This window comes from Levilactobacillus koreensis JCM 16448, from assembly GCF_001435525.1.
In the GTDB taxonomy this organism is placed as follows: domain Bacteria; phylum Bacillota; class Bacilli; order Lactobacillales; family Lactobacillaceae; genus Levilactobacillus; species Levilactobacillus koreensis.
On the sequence record NZ_AZDP01000034.1, the window covers coordinates 1 to 15748 of the forward strand.

Consider the following 15748-nt stretch of genomic DNA (forward strand, 5'->3'; position numbering starts at 1 on the left):
AGATGCTAGTTGCATAGGTCAGAAAAGTGTCTAACATTTTACTTGCACTTCATTCTCAGCTGGCTTACAACACGGGACGTCTTGGAGACCCGTGTTTCTCAACGGGGCTTCAAGACGAGACCGGAGACCGCCTTTTGGCTCCGGTCGGTCCCCACAGTGTGGCGTCTGGCAGCCGCAGGCGAAGCCAGGAACCATCAAAGCTACCGGTCGGTGCGGGCGCGGAGGGCGTAGAGGATCGTCACCGTATCCACCACTTCTTGGAACACGGCCCCAATAATGGCCGGGATGACCCCGAAACTGGCGATCACCATCAGTACCGTACAGATAATGATGCCGATCAACACCGCTTGTTTGGCAATCCGCATAGTCCACTGCGCGATTTCACGTGCCGCACTGACCCGCGTCAGATCATCCTTGAGGACCACGGCATCGGCCGATTCACTGGCCGCCGTTGCGCCGTGAGCCCCCATGGCGATCCCCACATCGGCCGTCGCCAATGATGGCGCGTCATTGATTCCGTCACCAACCATGGCCACTGGCCGTTGGTCGGCCGGTAATTCGGCTAACACGTTGATCTTATCCGCTGGCAAACACTCCGCATGGACTTGGTCGATTCCCACTTCAGCAGCAATCTGTTTGGCAATTGGCTTGCGGTCACCGGAGATCATCACCAAGTTGTGAACGCCCAAACGGTGTAGGTCGGCCATAGTCGCCTTGGCTTCCGGCCGCAATTTATCACTGAAGCTGACATACCCTTGATAGATACCCGCTGCTGACACGTAGACCGCCGTCTGATCTGCCTTGTTGACGGGGTGGTCCGTAACGAACTCCGCCTTACCGGCCCGCACAACCTGACCATCGATGGTCGCTTGGACACCCTGTGCCGTGGTTTCATTAACGTTAGTCGCTGGCAATAATTTTTCGGTGGTGGCGGCAACTAAGGACTGCGCCAACACGTGGCCAGAATGCTGTTCCGCACTCGCCGCCAGCTGCAACAACTCCGTTTCAGGAATTGCCGTCACGGGAACGATTTGATCGACCACCAATTTTCCTTGGGTAATCGTTCCGGTCTTATCAAACGCAAACGTCTTGACCTGCGCCAATTTTTCCAGCGTGGTCCCGGTCTTCACGATGATCCCATTACGACTGGCGCGACTCATCCCCGAGATCAGCGCAATCGGCGCCGCTAAAATCAGCGGACACGGTGAAGCCACCACGAGAACTTCCGCAAACCGCACGGGGTCGCCGGAGATGCCCCAGGCAAGCCCGGCAATCACGTACGCCAACAGCGTAAATGGCACCGCGTAACGGTCGGCCATTCGCACAAACTTCGCCGGTTGCGACTCCGCCTGTTTGACCAACCGTACAATGTTTTGGTACTGACTATTGTCGGCCGTCTGGTCCGCCCGCAGGTAAACGGAGGCTGCCCCGTTGACACTCCCGGACATGACCGCCTCGCCGACCTGCTTGTCGATGGGCCGTGCTTCACCGGTCAGTGAGGATTCATTGACCGTAGTCGGACCCGTCAATAAAGTGCCATCGACGGGCATGACTTCGCCGGGCCGGACCAGTAACCGGTCCCCCACAACGACTTCATTAATGGCAACGTCGGTAATATCATTATCCACAGCACGGTGGGCCGATTGTGGTGAATTGTTCAAGAGCTCCTGTAATTCACTATTGGCACGCCGAGCCGCAAAATCCTCCAGGGCATCGCCCCCGGTCAACATAAGTAAAACGATTAGGGCCGCCCAATATTCACTCACGGCCAAGGTGGCGATTACCGCGGTAATTGCCAGCAGATCGACACCAAATTTACCGGACCGCAACGTTTTAATCATGTCGATAAACATCAACAGTGCCAGGAAAACCCCTAGCACAGTCACTAAAATCTGTGCCCAACCGGCCTGATGATTGACGAACTGAAGCCATAACGCAATGGCCCCCAACACAATAACGAACCAGAATTGTTTATACTCTCGTAATTGCTGCATGAAATCTCCTCCCCGGAAACTCACATTTAGTCGCGGGCGACCATCGTCACTCGTTGCTCTTAAATCGAGTATACCAAAGCATATGATACTTTTCACATTTTAGTAACAGCAGTTGATCATTTACGGTTGTGTTTACCGCTGACTACAACAATTAATGCTCCAGTTTGGCACCAATTGTAATAGCCAATGACACCCACCAAAAAACGCCCAATCACCTAAAATCAGGCAATTGAACGCTTTATTATTTCAGTTTAAATCTTAAAAATGACGTCGGATGACAGCCGCTGAACCTAAGATCATCAGCACGATACTCCCACTCAATACAGCCACGCCGTTAACGCGATCGCTGGTTTGTGGTAATTTAGTGTTCGTCTTTCCCTTAGTCGTGGTCGTTCCGGGATGTTCCGTCGCCGTCACACCAGCAACCTTAGCCGCCTTGGCCCGAGCTTTTTTAGCCTTAGCCTTCTTAACTGGCTTCTTGTCGGGTTGGTTGGTTAAGCTTTCGCCCTCTTTATCTTCGCGGGCTGCTTCTTCGGCATCGGTTTCGGTCCCACCATCAACGTCGATAGTCCCGGTCGTATCGTCTTCTTCCTCCTCGGAAGTTTCGACTTCGTCCGTGTCGCCACCGTTGTTCTCATTCCCGTTGTTGTTCCCGTTACCTTCATTACCGCCGTTATTTTCATTGCCGCCGTTGTTCTCGTTACCCTCATTACCGCCGTTATTTTCATTGCCGCCGTTGTTCTCGTTACCTTCGTTGCCACCATTGTTTTCGTTCCCGTTGCCTTCGTTATTGTCACCACCACCAACAGCACCATTGCCGTTTGATGAGGAAACTTTTCCGTTGGCTTCTTCGGAATTCTTACCGCCGGAGGTTCCGCCGCCCCAAGTCATGATGGCCTTATTCTTAAACTTGTAGCCGGAATGAATCATTGCTGGATCGGTTACTTTAGTGTAGTAATCGATTGTGACTAAATTGCTAACCGTGTCATTAAATTTCAACGTAAATCCTTGGTCGCTATATGTAATCTTGTAGTCGTCTTCCGTCATGGCTGGTTTTTCCCGCTTATAACTCGTTGCGTCTAACCAGTAGGCATTGCTGACGGTAACGCCGTGAATCAGCTCCTGGTAGTCACCAATCGTATCAGTAATTTCCAAGTTCTTCATGGTAAGCTCTTGGCGGTTGACCAGGATCGTCCATTTGATGGTACCGTCATCCTGCAGCGTCCCCTTCTTCGAGAGGTTTGCATCGCTGCTGACCATGTTGATGACCGACGTACTGGTTTGATTATCCTTCACGTTAAAAATGACGTCCTTTTCGCCGGTGTCATTCTCACGGTACTTGGTCGCCAGGTTGACCGTCAATTTATCATTGGTCTTGCCTTCGAGGGCGGCGTTCATCGTCATGACGACTTTGCCGTCGTTCACAACGGCTTTCCCGATGACGGTACCGTCCGTATCGAGCACATCAAACGTGTCCCCGTTCGTCTTGGCCTTCAAATTGGCTGGCAAATCCAATGTGATCGTATCCCCGTCATGAATCGGCGTACTACCAAAGTCCAACTTATACTGAATATCAATAGTATCGGCATGCTTAAAGTCAGGGCCATTCGTGACCTTAGCCGATGTCGTAAACTCAGCCCCGTTATGGTTGGTGGCCGCCTTCACCGGCACCGTGCTAATGACCAGCAACGTAACCAAACTTAATAGTCCGATTAGTAGTTGCCAGACTTGACTGTTCTTCTTCAAAAAAATCCCCTCCTGTAACCTTTTCTACTCCCAAATTATACCCGTTAGTCATTTGACTTGGCAATCGAATTCGGCATATTTCACAGGAAACCACAAAAAAACTGACCACCACGAGAAAATTCCCGTAATGGCCAGTTTTTAGACGCAACCCTTAGCAGATTCGTGTGCCTAGCGTTTGCATTTCTTTCTTTAAGTCCAAGTCTGATTTTTCTTCGGCGGTATAGGTAATCAACCCCACCGCGCTATCCAAAATACCGGTGTCATCGCGCAAGGACAACTGGTTGTAAACGCGGTCTAAAATCAGGCCGTTACCCAAGTACAGCTCGGTGTCCGCGTTCGTCATCAGCTTCAAGCCGGCATCGTTGTCAATGGGAATCGTGTAGTCCGGATCCGCCGCCGTTAGGGAAACAAACTGGAACTTATCACCAATGGCACAGCTTCCGCCCAACGTTGAGTAGCGATTAGAGCCATCGTCCAACGTCAATAGAACCGTGGCATCTGGCTGTAAATTCTTCGTCAGGTAGGCCTTCGCTACATCTTTAATCGTAATTTTCATCAAGATTTCCCTCTTTCCTGCCAACCGACTGCTAATCAATTGTACACAAGTATTTATACCGCAATTATCAAGCAAAGTAAACTATATTGCTTACTAAACGATAGTTCGTGCTGCTGTGCGCTGGTCGCACTGCAGCTAACTATGATTTTGACCTTCTCCGGCTTCAACTGATTTTTTCTATACCAATCATTGAAAATCATTCATAAGTTACCCTGGCAAATGAACCGCTAATTAAAAAAACTAGCAGCCATCCCACGACTGAACGTAGAATGACTCCTAGTCTTTTTAGAGTCAACCCGCAATTACGATTCGTAACTGTGTCTAACCAACTCGATCAGCTCGTCCTCAGACAAGTTGAGCTTCTTGGCCTCGGTCGTGAAGCCGTCAACGAAGCGCTCCGAGAACTGTGCCCGGCGTTTTTCCCTGATGGTCGTCTCGGCCGTGGCGGTGACGAACATCCCCACACCGCGGCGTTTCTCAATCACGCCCGCCGCAACGAGCCGGTTGATGCCCTTCAGAACGGTTGCGGGGTTGATATGAAATTCCTTGGACATTTCTGTCGTGGACGGCACCTGCTCGCCGGCCTGATAAATCCCGGTAAAGATGGCTTCTTCCACCTGTTCCGCCACCTGCAGGTAGATGGGTTCCGGACTATCGAAATTAAATTTCATTTTTCATTTCCCACATTCTTTGTGAACTCGTCTTGTCGGCTAATCCGTCGTGGTTTTAGGCAGAACGATCCGCCAGTACAGTGCCAGCGTAATCAAATAGTAAATGACGTACAGGCCAATAAAAATCAGGAAGGTGCTCCCAATCCCCAGGTAAGGGCTCATTGGCGCTGACATCAGGGGCTTAAACATCTGCAGACCGAACAAGACGTCGATTACCCCCATAATACCAGGAATTAAGAATAAAATCCCAATTTCTTTTGCGATTCCCCAACGCATGAGGTTTTGGCGGACCCCCACCTTGTAGAGCATCCGGTACCGCCGTTGGTCACCAGGCGCCCCAGAAAGGATCTTAAACATCAGGCAGGACGCGAGCATGGCCAGGAAGGCGATTCCCAGGAAGTAGCCCATAAATTCAAGACCACCGAAGAACCCGTTCATCATTTCAAAGCCTTGGTAGCTTCCGACTGTCATGCCGTCAGGCGCTGCAAACCGCTTGTTTTCCAGCTTATTCAACTGTTTCAGTGGTTTTTTATCCTGCTGCAGGTCCTTTACCCGAATCGTGGTCACGGTCACCGTTTTACCGGTTTGTTTGGCGAACTGCTCAGCCGATAAAATTTTTGGCGTGTAGGCACCGATTTTACCCAGCGCTAATGCCATGAAGTCCATATCCTGCGTGCCAGACTTCTTGAAGTCCTTCAGCGACTGCGTGTACAGCTGGGCTTCTGGTTGACCAGACTTCTTATAGCGTTGTTGTTCGACAGGTTGCTTGGCGATCTCATCAGCGTTGTAGTAGACCATCTTCCCCTGCCGTTTCTGTGTATAAGTCGCGGTGTAGGCCACGTGCAGTTGATCCATCAATTTTTGCTCAACCGGTGTCTTATCATGCACAGCAATCGTATAGGTACCAATCGTCTTGGCCATCATCGGCAATTGTTTGTGATAGCCGGACCCGACCGTGATTGCCCCCAACGCCATTGCAAAGAGTAGTGACACGATTGTCAGCATCCGCGTGTAGTTGTGGACCCGGAAGTTGAGTTGACCTAATAGGAAGCCGTTTAAATGTTTCTTGGCCCAGGCCGTGTGCCGTAATCCCCGGATGATCACCAGAATTGTTGCCCGGAACAACAGATAGGTTCCCAGTGTAATCGTGACTAGTGCCACTGGAATCGCCATCACCTGCAACACTTTAATGGCCGCCAATGCCCAGTAACCGATTGCCAAGAAGACGATTCCAAGTGTCCCCTGAATCAGTTGACGAAAAGGCTTGACCTTTGGCTGGTTGGCTTGTTCGTCACTGTGTAATAAGTTCAACACGGTCGTCCGGGTCAGCCGTACTAGGTTAAACAGGGAGGCCAAGATGAACAACCCCACGTATAACACGGCCGTCGCAATAATTGCTGGGACGTACGCCGCAGTCAGGTGGGCCAAATGAAGCCCCAACATGTTCAGTAAAAAGCCGACCAAAAATTTACTCATCAGCAGGCCCAGAACAATCCCAATCGCCGTGGCAATCGTCCCTAAAATCAACGTTTCCAGGAAGACCAATTCGCCGACGCGCTTACGGGTAGCGCCCAACATCATGAAGAGACCGTAGTCGTGCTGGCGCATGCTGAGCAGAAAGCTGTTGGCATACATAATGTAGACCACCGTAATCAGGATCAGCAGGACCGCCCCGAAGCCGAAGATGAGACTGGCTTGAGAAACGACCGCGTTGGCCTTGATAAAGGCCCGGTTGGTAGCTAAGTTGGCAAACATATAGAAGATGGCGGCCGACATGGTCAGCCCCGCCAACAAGACTAGGTAGTCTCGACGCCGGTTTTTAATTCCGGCTAGTGCTAATTTTCCTAACATCGTCCGTCCCCCTACTCGTTAAACGTGCCCAGTTCGGTCAAAATTTGTTGGTAAAACGCAGCCCGGTCCTGACTTCCCCGCTTGAGCTCGGAACCAATCTGGCCATCCTTGATGAACAGAATACGTTGACAGAAGCTAGCTGAAAATGGATCATGGGTGACCAGCAACACGGACATCGCTTGCTTCTGGTTGATAGTCGTCAGTAAGTCGAGCAGTTCGCGCGCACTGGTTGAATCCAACGCCCCGGTCGGTTCGTCCCCCATCAGGATTGACGGGTGATGGACGATGGCCCGTGCCGCTGCAACCCGTTGCTTCTGCCCACCGGAAAGTTCGGCCGGGTATTTTTGGAGTAAATCGGCAATCGACAGCGTTTCCGCCACTTCATGGATGGCCTGGTCCATGACCTTTGAGGCCGTCCCCTTCAATGCCAGGGGCAACCCGATATTTTCTTCAGCCGTCAGACTCTCTAGCAGATTGAAGTCTTGGAAAATGAAGCCGACCTCTTGCGCCCGAAAATCGGCGAGTTGGTTGCCCCGCATCTTAGTAACGTCATGACCATTTACGATCACATCGCCCTTAGTTGGCGTGTCCAACGTGGATAACATGTTCAAGAGCGTCGTCTTTCCCGAACCGGAAGCCCCCATGATGCCGACGAATTCACCCTCGGCCACCGAAAAATTAATGTCTTTAAGCGCCCGGTACTGGCGTTCGTTTGCTTTACCGTAAGTCTTTTCTAAGCCGTGGACATCCACGACCGTCGTTGCTGTTGTCATTTTAAAATCCCCCCGCTGGTGTATTGGTTAGTTACTTGTGTAATTAACTATAATGGTTCTTAGTAAATTGTCAATCACTTTTTTCAAAGCGAAGAGTCAAAACGCGAAATTCAGGGGGATTCGGTGTACAATTATTTTTGTAAACCGGTGGCCCGTTTGACCCGACTACCTGGTTAAATTCGATCAAGAAGGAGTTTTTCTGATGAAGCAATTACGCTTAGGTGGTACCGACTGGCAAGCTTCCGCCGTCGCTTTAGGCATCATGCGGATGGCTACGATTTCCGTTGCGGACGCAGCCAAGGCGCTCCAAGCCGCCCACGAAGCTGGCATTACTTACATTGATTCCGCCGACATTTATGGCGACGGTCAATCCGAAAGAGTCTTCAAGGATGCGTTGAAGGCGTCCGGCCTCAGCCGCGATGACTTTTACATCCAATCCAAGGGTGGCATCGTGTTGGACCCAGCACGGAGTCACGACGGCTTAGTCTTTGGTCAACGCTACGACTTCTCTAAACAACACTTGTTAGATTCCGTCGATGGCATTTTGGAACGGATGGGCTTAGACTACTTGGACGCCTTTTTACTTCACCGGCCAGACCCACTGATGGAAACCGAAGAAATTGCGGACGCCTTCAACACCCTGCAACGCTCCGGCAAGGTCCGACACTTCGGGGTTTCTAACTTCAACGTGCAACAGTACCAGCTGGTCCAAGAGGCCGTCGACCAGAAGTTGATGTTCAACCAACTTCAATTCGGTGCTGCCCACACGCAGATGATTACCGAAGGTCTACGTGTCAACATGGACGATGCCCCAGCAGTTACTGATGGTGGCTTGCTTGAATTCTCTCGGCGCAAACACGTCACGATTCAGGCTTGGTCACCATTCCAATACGGCTTATTTGAGGGCATATTCATTAACGATCCGAAGTACCCTGAACTCAACGCGGAATTACAAAAATTAGCCGATAAGTACGGCGTATCCAAGAACGGTATCGCGACCGCTTGGATTCTGCGGCACCCCGCTAACATTCAAGTTCTGTTAGGCACCATGACCCCTGCCCACATCAAGGACAGTGCCGCCGGTGCCGACGTCACTCTGACGAAGCAGGAATGGTACAACATCTACTACGCTGCCGGGAACTACCTTCCATAAAGTAGCTGTAACTGGGGCGCACTGCGGCGGTCAAAGATGCCGCAAAAGAAATCAAGTCGACCAGGATATCAATTTAACTGGTCTTAACCCAATTGTTATCTGCGTCTCAATCTAACTACAAAAAACGTGAATCCTCCAAAATAGCCGGCATGCCGCCGACCGTTTCGGGGGATTTTTATTGCCCATTTTTTCGCCAAAAAAATTCAAAAAAGGGGTTGCCCTTTTTCCATTTGGTGGTAAACTAAAGGTGTTCTTAAGGGCGAGTAAGTACTCGCTCGAAGAAATGGAAAGGGGATTTTAATCATGTTTACCACTACTTTTTGGATTCTAGCGATTTGGTTGGTTATTAACGGTGTTTGGACTTGTGTTGCTACCGACAACCGAGAGTTGCTCAAATGGTTTGCTTGGATTAACGTGGTTGCAATCATCGTCGGGTTCTGGGTATTCTACGGTGCAGCTGCTGTCGCTGCCCTGAGCGTTTGGTTTACCGTCGTTAACTGGGTCAATGTGGTATTGGCTATCGTCCAGTTCTACCTCGTATACCGTCAAGCAGGCGCCGTTCACCATGCCTAACGATAATCCCACCTCTATCAAAAAGCGGTGATGTCCCGGACACAGACATCACCGCTTTTTGGTCTGGTAATCACCCCCGTCACTGGTAAAATGGAGGTATGCCGCTTCCATCGCCTTACCGGCCGGCAGATATGGGCTGGAACGGTGCGGACACAACTTGAAGCCTCGAAAAAGCCGAGTCTACAAGCTTGGTCTTCTGCTAAGCCAGCGGGAAAACCACCCACTGACTAAGCAGAACGACGCGCCTGAGCCCATATCTGCCGACCTCTCGGCTTACACGGAAGCTCTCTCGCAACCTCCAATTAGTCCAGTACGTCTTAACGTCGAGTGACTAATTGTAGCGTCCCGACCTTGTGATGGAAGGAAACAGTCCAAGCCGGAGGAAGCCAGGGATGGAGCCTGCCGTGAAAATGGTGTTAACTGGCGGGCCATTAGCCAGTTTACAGCATGGGCGACTTTGAAGACACGCGGTTCTGGCGTGGCTTCAAATCGAGCGAGAAGCCCGCCCCTCAGGCTGAAGCGTCCCCACCGCTGGCGGAATTCCTGGCAGCCGCAGCGCGCCCCAGCTTAGCACGTCTCTCTCCAATTCAAACGATAAGATATTTTACAAAAAGGTGGTTCTGATCATGGCTAAGAAGAATATTCTGGACGAGTTTCCAGCCATCGTCCAGGCGAATAAAGAGTTAACGCAGAAACAAAAAGACGTGCTGATTGCCAGCATCCGCCTGTTTGCCGAACAGGGGTATGCCAACACCAGCACGCATCAAATTGCCGTGGCCGCCCACCAATCTGAGGGCACCATGTTTAAACATTTTAAATCCAAAGCCAACATCCTGCGGACAGCCTTAGAGCCGCTGATCAAGCAGATCATTCCCGATGTCGAGGCGGAGTTCAAACGCGACACACTGAACCACCCCACGGAAAGTCTGCACGACTTTTTGGATTACTTTGTCCGCAACCGCATGGCCTTTGCCGAAGAAAACCAAGACGCCATCAAGGTCTTCTTTAGCGAATTGCTGTACAACGAGAGCCTACGCCAGGAGTTCATTGAAACTGCCCGAGAAGAGCTCATCGCTGCATTTAAGGACACCATCGCCGATCTACAGCACCGTCACCTGATGATCGACTGGCCGTTCACGGAGATTTTCCGCTACATCATTGCCGTCATCGTCGGGTACGTCATCGACCGGTACGTCCTGTTCCCTAACCGCGACTGGGATGACGACGTCGAGGCGGGATATTTAGTTACCGAACTAGAAAAAGTTTTACAGCCCTAGTCATTGCGAGCCTGGCAGTCAGCCGACCCGCTTTTTTTCTGTAAAATTTTATGGGGCATCCGTCAAATGCCAGCGAATCTCACCCGAATATTCTCCGGCGACCGCATGCTTACTGACCACCATCAGCGGCCCGGACATACTGGTCCAGTTCTTAGAAATATTGGTGACCTCATTGGCACGCTTAGTCTCGTGCGTCATTACAGTCGTTGGTGAGTCGCTAAGCTCATACGATGTGCCCTCATGCGCGTAAATGAACTTACCGGCCAAGCGGCGACCAGATTTATCCTGAAATGGCTTCCCCATGCTAACCTGCAATTGCCACTTGCGACCGGCGCTCCGGCCATCCTGCACGCTCAGTTGCCAGCCCGGACTGGGTTCGCGTTGCACGATTTTTTCGCGGCCAGTCAGCGTTAGGGGCATAAACCCACAGTCGGTTGGCACCGACACAAAGGCCAACTCGCCGGCCTTCTTTTCAATTGACAGCTTCAAGACGTTTGAGGCCCGGTTCTGCTTATCTTTGACCTGCACCGTAACCTCGTTTTTCCCCGCTTGTAGCAGTCGTGTCGGCACTTCCATCCCAAATTCGCCCAAATCATGAGCCGAGATCCACCCCAGGTTCAGGTCCCGCGGCTGATACGACTTGCCGTTCACCGTGGCCTCAAAATGGCTGTTGTTCCGGTCGATTGCTTCAATTGGTAGCTTGCCGTTCGTCAGTCGCCCCTTGATTGCCACGTCATCGTGGGTCGTTGTCAGGGCTTCATCACCAATGCGCGTCAGCTTTAGGTCCACCAGCTTTCCCACTTTAAAGGTCGGCGTGGGAATGGAAATGTAGTAGTTGCTACCGTAGAACAGGGTCGGCGGCGTTTTGACGGTGACGTCCTGATTACTACCGGCGAAGGTGACGTCTCGCTCAGTCGTGAGCAGTCGTTTTCCCCGCTTGCGGTCTAGGACTTGAACGTGACGATCCCCGGTTATCCCACTATCCGAATGGTCCGTCACATTAAAGATGGCCGTGGTGCCGTTCTTAATCGTAATGCCTTTCACAATTGAGGGCCGCGGTAATCCCGACTCAACCGTAAAGGCCCCCGTGTTCCCATAATCCCCGGTCAGTAGGCCTTCGTTGGCAAAATCGACCTGGGAGCTAAACCGTACCACGTCTTTGGCCGTTAGCTGTTCCACGACATCCCCTTCGGTAATCTCGCGAGCACGATCACCGAGTAATTCCACCTTAGAGTTGACGCGCATCTGCGGCCAGCGCGGATCTTGGTCCACGACAACCAGTTGATTATCCCGAGATGTACTCGAACTGGTAATTCCCCAAATGGCACTGGATGCGCCCTTGTCCCGCGTGATATCTATCTCTTCTTGTTGGCCTGACTCTAGCTTCTCCGTCTTCTTGGTGGGGACTAAAAATCTTGTATCGATCGTCGTCTTATCGGTCACTTCCGGTTTGATTGGTAAATTGGTTGCCGTATCCCGGTCATTGTATGCATAGGTCATATGCTTGGTCGCCGCTTCCCAGTGCATTGTCACGTGCCGCCAATTTCCATCCGCCGGGCTCGTTTTCATATAATTCATCTTGGTGTGAATTAACGTTGGGCGCGACTTTCCCTGCTTATTCACCAGTTTATAGCTCGCCGAGTTTCCTGGATAGCCGCTCGCAATGTGCGGGCCCTCACTGACATAGTAGTCCAGAAAATCATTGAGATTACTTCCACCGCTGCTGTTCACGTGCGTGTCGAATTCCAGCGCCCAGCTACTACTGATTCCTTGATGAGCGACCGATGCTGGGTTGACGTTCACGCCACTCTCTGGCGCCCCACCCCAGACACCGATGGTCTGACCGGCCGTTGTCTTGGGAATTGGCACCATTTTTCGCTCCGAGTTTTGCAGCACAAAAGCCATCCCTTCACTCGACTCATCTCCCTTATCGCCAAAGTACAGCCAAAATCCCCACAACGCATCCTTGGTCAAATTGACCTGATTCGACACGGCTAGCCCGTTTTCATTTGCCTTGGACCACAGCGCACTGACCTGTGTCCCATCGTTCATGTCACTGGTCAGTTGCGCGATCGATTGGGCTACCCGGGGACCGTCTTGTCGGCTCGCCGATGAGTTCACAACTTGATCCAACTTGTAGAGGTCCGTCAGCGGAATCCCATTTGGCGCCGTCCGCAACGCTGCCGTCAAGCTATCTTCTTTCATGGCATTCACCCGTCGTTCGCCACTAACCAGCACGCCCAGACAGACGATTACCGCCAAAATCCATTTCATACCGCTTCCCCCTCGCTCCCCTTTTTCTAATCGAAATTGAATTATACAGAGGCGGACGGGTTTTGACAGCAAAAACGCAGGAATGAGCTGGGTCGTGGCATAAATTTAGTTATAAAAAGCAGGCGCACCCCTTGTGTGATAAGGTGTGTGCCTGCTTTGTCGTTACTCTTAAAAATTGAAGTCTAGCCGTTAAAAAATGATTTGGTCTAGGCCATACCATCAGGGGAGGATGTCCCGCTGATGGCGAAATTCTGTTTTAGTTTCCCGGTCATTTCAGCGCCCTAGTCAGGTTAATCTGCTTGCGGACCGTCCACTAATTGCCAGTCGAACGTGCCTTCATAGTCACCGGCGACGGCACCACCGTTGACATGTAATGCAAGCCCCTCAACTTCGTTCCAATGACTTGGTAAAACATCTGTCTCTTCATCTTCCGTGGTGGTCGTCTTGCTCATCACGTTCACGGCGTCATTCTTTAAAACCTCGTCTTGGTCATGACCGTGTCTTAAGGCAACATCCCCGGTCATCAGGCCAGAACCATCCTTGAGATGGAAGGGTGTGCCGAGAGAAACTTGTAAGGTCCACTTACTATTGGCACCCCGTTCATCCATCACCTTTAGCTGCCAATCGTTCTGACGCGAGATCCACTGTGGCCGCCCCGTCAATTGGGTCGGGATAAACGTCGAATTTTCGGCGACCTTGCTGATATACAATGTCCCTTCTTCCCGCTTAATGGTGATTGTAACGGCATTCGACCGATGGCTACGATCATCATCCGCGGCATCAACATCGTCTGCCCCCACCAAGACTAGTTGGTTATCCCCTACCTTGAGGTCCTTAGGGGCAATGTTGAAATTGAAATGACCCGTACTGTCTAAGCTACCTGACGTGGTAGCTTTCCCATTCAACAATGCATTGAGGTGATAATCCTTCATCTCTTCGGCTGGAATTGGCTGGTCATTATCGGTTAGACTTCCCGTAATAGTTGCTGAATCACTATGCTTTAACTCAAAACTTGTCTTATCAGCAGTCAATTTCAAGTCCATCTGCTTCTTACTCTGGATGTTATAACTTGGTAAACTCAACTTTGTTTGATAATTATCGCCAAAGAATCGGGCGGTGACTGCCGCTACTTTCACTGGTGAGGTAACCTTAGGGACAATCCCCGTAACTTTAACTATGGCCTTTGGATTAGTTCCATTAAGAGATTGGGTCCATGTCTTTTGAATTTGCGTATGGGTTAATTCATCTGTAGAGAAAGGTTCTGATAAAATACTCTCATTTCCATAACTCACGCCACCAGACTGCCATTTTAGTGGCGTCGGTAATGGTACATCCATAGTTAGTGGGTGGATGTCTTGCTGACTATTCCCCTGATAATCAAAAGTATATGTGTAAGTAACCTGATCACCACTTGTTACACTATCTCCTTCAGATATTTTTTCTTCATTTTGCGAGGTTTGTGAAGTCTTCTTAGTGAGCGTTGCGGAAGATTCCACATGTCCGAGACTGGTAGCCGAATCAACGACAACCAAACCATTTTCACTAGAATAAGCATTGGTTGCTCCCGTAACTCCCCAATAAACGTTCCCATCAGGATCTGTCTTTATACTGGCAGCCCCATCCCTTGTTGATTCATTTAGTTTAATACCACTTGCTTTACTCAGCTTATCAAGAGCATTCAGATTATTTTCTCCAGGAATATTCACATTGATTTTAAGTGTATCCGTTATAATGTCGTCAATAGACTGCTTTTTTTTATTATTTGGATCAATATCATTGAGTGTATATGTCATGGTTTTATTAGTAGCACTCCATGCCAAGCTCAAATGATGCCATTTGCCATCTGCTAAATTTCCAGCCGATTTAGGTCTTACATGATTCATCTTATACAATTTTCCAGGGCCGTTCCACTTGCCTCGATTGGGATTGTTGGGATCTTTAATCCACTGTCGCTTGTAATAACTGTCACTGTACGTTTCGGCACTTTTAGGATATCCACTTGCGATATGCATTCCGTTTCGAACAACCTTTTCTTCACTAATCTCCGAAAACACTGTGCCCGGATACTTAGCTATTTTTCCAAGATCAAAAGAATCTGCTCCACCCAGACTATCTTCTGAAACATTTGGCCTAGTATCAAATTCTAAAGCCCAACTATTATCAATGGCACCATATGTAATGCCACTAACATCTGATTGTGGATCTCCATTACCATCGTTTCCCCATACGCCTAAACCTTCACCTGCAGCCCCCAGAGATTTAATTCCAGCTGATGAATTTTGTAACACAAACGCCATCCCATCAGCCGCTTTATCTCCTTTATTTCCAAAATACATCCATAAAGAGATTGCTGTATCCTTTTTTAGGTTCAAACGACTATCGCTCCGAGAAAGCGGGTTTCTCTGTGGGTCTTTTCTCGACCAAATAGCTGCAACCTGCTTTGGTGCCCCCGGGGCCGGCCTATCATAAGTTATCCGAGCAATAGACTTTGGTACCAACGCTGAATCTATAAACTCTGGAGTACTATCAAAACCTGCTCCTTTAATGGAAAATAAATTATCTAAAGGTACACCTTGTGGCGCCGTTTCTATACCGTGATGCCAATCTTCATCTTTATAATCTACCTTATCGCCTACATCCGCATATCCACTGATTGGCACCGCAATTGCCAACCATCCCAACAACACCGTTAGTCCGACTAACCACCTTTTCACCGTTTTTGCCTCCTAGATAAATCCCCCGATAATCTTTATACAAACAAATTATACAAGGATATTTCGGCAAGGCTAGTGAAAGTTACTAATTATAATTATTTAAATATTAAATCACTTATAAAAGCACTTTCCTAATATTCACAAAAAGCGGTGAGAAGTTTGCCCT

11 protein-coding genes are annotated in these 15748 nt (G+C 50.0%); 3 read left to right on the forward strand and 8 right to left on the reverse strand.

All coding sequences use genetic code 11. The features are described from left to right. Nucleotides 1-200 precede the first annotated feature (200 nt). From FC99_RS02400 to FC99_RS02425, 6 genes are all read right to left on the reverse strand, one after another. Nucleotides 201-1994 (reverse strand): heavy metal translocating P-type ATPase, encoded by a 1794-nt coding sequence (locus FC99_RS02400; RefSeq protein WP_048734753.1) that lies wholly within the window; start codon nt 1992-1994, stop codon nt 201-203. Nucleotides 1995-2252: 258 nt separating this feature from the next. Continuing rightward, complete coding sequence (locus tag FC99_RS02405; RefSeq protein ID WP_048734751.1) at nt 2253-3740, reverse strand: collagen binding domain-containing protein; 1488 nt, start codon at nt 3738-3740, stop codon at nt 2253-2255. A gap of 151 nt (nt 3741-3891) precedes the next feature. After that, a complete protein-coding gene (locus FC99_RS02410; protein WP_048734749.1) occupies nt 3892-4296 on the reverse strand; it encodes an iron-sulfur cluster biosynthesis family protein in 405 nt (134 codons plus the stop codon). Nucleotides 4297-4598: 302 nt separating this feature from the next. Further along, nucleotides 4599-4967 carry a GntR family transcriptional regulator gene (locus FC99_RS02415; RefSeq protein ID WP_048734746.1) on the reverse strand — a complete coding sequence of 123 codons (369 nt, stop codon included), beginning with the start codon at nt 4965-4967 and terminating at the stop codon, nt 4599-4601. 39 nt (nt 4968-5006) lie between these two features. Then, nucleotides 5007-6818 (reverse strand): FtsX-like permease family protein, encoded by a 1812-nt coding sequence (locus FC99_RS02420; protein ID WP_048734743.1) that lies wholly within the window; start codon nt 6816-6818, stop codon nt 5007-5009. Between the two features lie 11 nt (nt 6819-6829). Continuing rightward, entirely contained in the window at nt 6830-7591 is a 762-nt protein-coding gene (locus FC99_RS02425; RefSeq protein ID WP_048734741.1) for an ABC transporter ATP-binding protein, read from the reverse strand. Between the two features lie 202 nt (nt 7592-7793). Between FC99_RS02425 and FC99_RS02430 the strand changes: the two genes are divergently transcribed. The 3 genes from FC99_RS02430 (at nt 7794) to FC99_RS02440 (ending at nt 10594) form a co-directional block, all read left to right on the forward strand. Then, on the forward strand, nt 7794-8744 hold the full coding sequence (locus tag FC99_RS02430) for an aldo/keto reductase (protein ID WP_048734738.1): 951 nt from the start codon (nt 7794-7796) through the stop codon (nt 8742-8744). Between the two features lie 303 nt (nt 8745-9047). Beyond that, complete coding sequence (locus FC99_RS02435; RefSeq protein ID WP_048734737.1) at nt 9048-9317, forward strand: hypothetical protein; 270 nt, start codon at nt 9048-9050, stop codon at nt 9315-9317. A 626-nt stretch (nt 9318-9943) separates the two neighbouring features. After that, the gene (locus FC99_RS02440) at nt 9944-10594 is read left to right on the forward strand and encodes a TetR/AcrR family transcriptional regulator (protein ID WP_048734734.1); all 651 of its coding nucleotides are present in this window, start codon (nt 9944-9946) and stop codon (nt 10592-10594) included. Between the two features lie 48 nt (nt 10595-10642). Here the strand turns inward: FC99_RS02440 and FC99_RS02445 are convergent, their stop codons facing one another. Together FC99_RS02445 and FC99_RS02450 are read right to left on the reverse strand one after the other, a co-directional pair. Beyond that, nucleotides 10643-12868, reverse strand: coding sequence for a lectin-like domain-containing protein (locus tag FC99_RS02445; RefSeq protein ID WP_048734732.1), 2226 nt, complete (start codon nt 12866-12868; stop codon nt 10643-10645). Between the two features lie 290 nt (nt 12869-13158). Continuing rightward, complete coding sequence (locus tag FC99_RS02450) at nt 13159-15582, reverse strand: L-type lectin family protein (RefSeq protein ID WP_048734730.1); 2424 nt, start codon at nt 15580-15582, stop codon at nt 13159-13161. Nucleotides 15583-15748 lie beyond the last annotated feature (166 nt).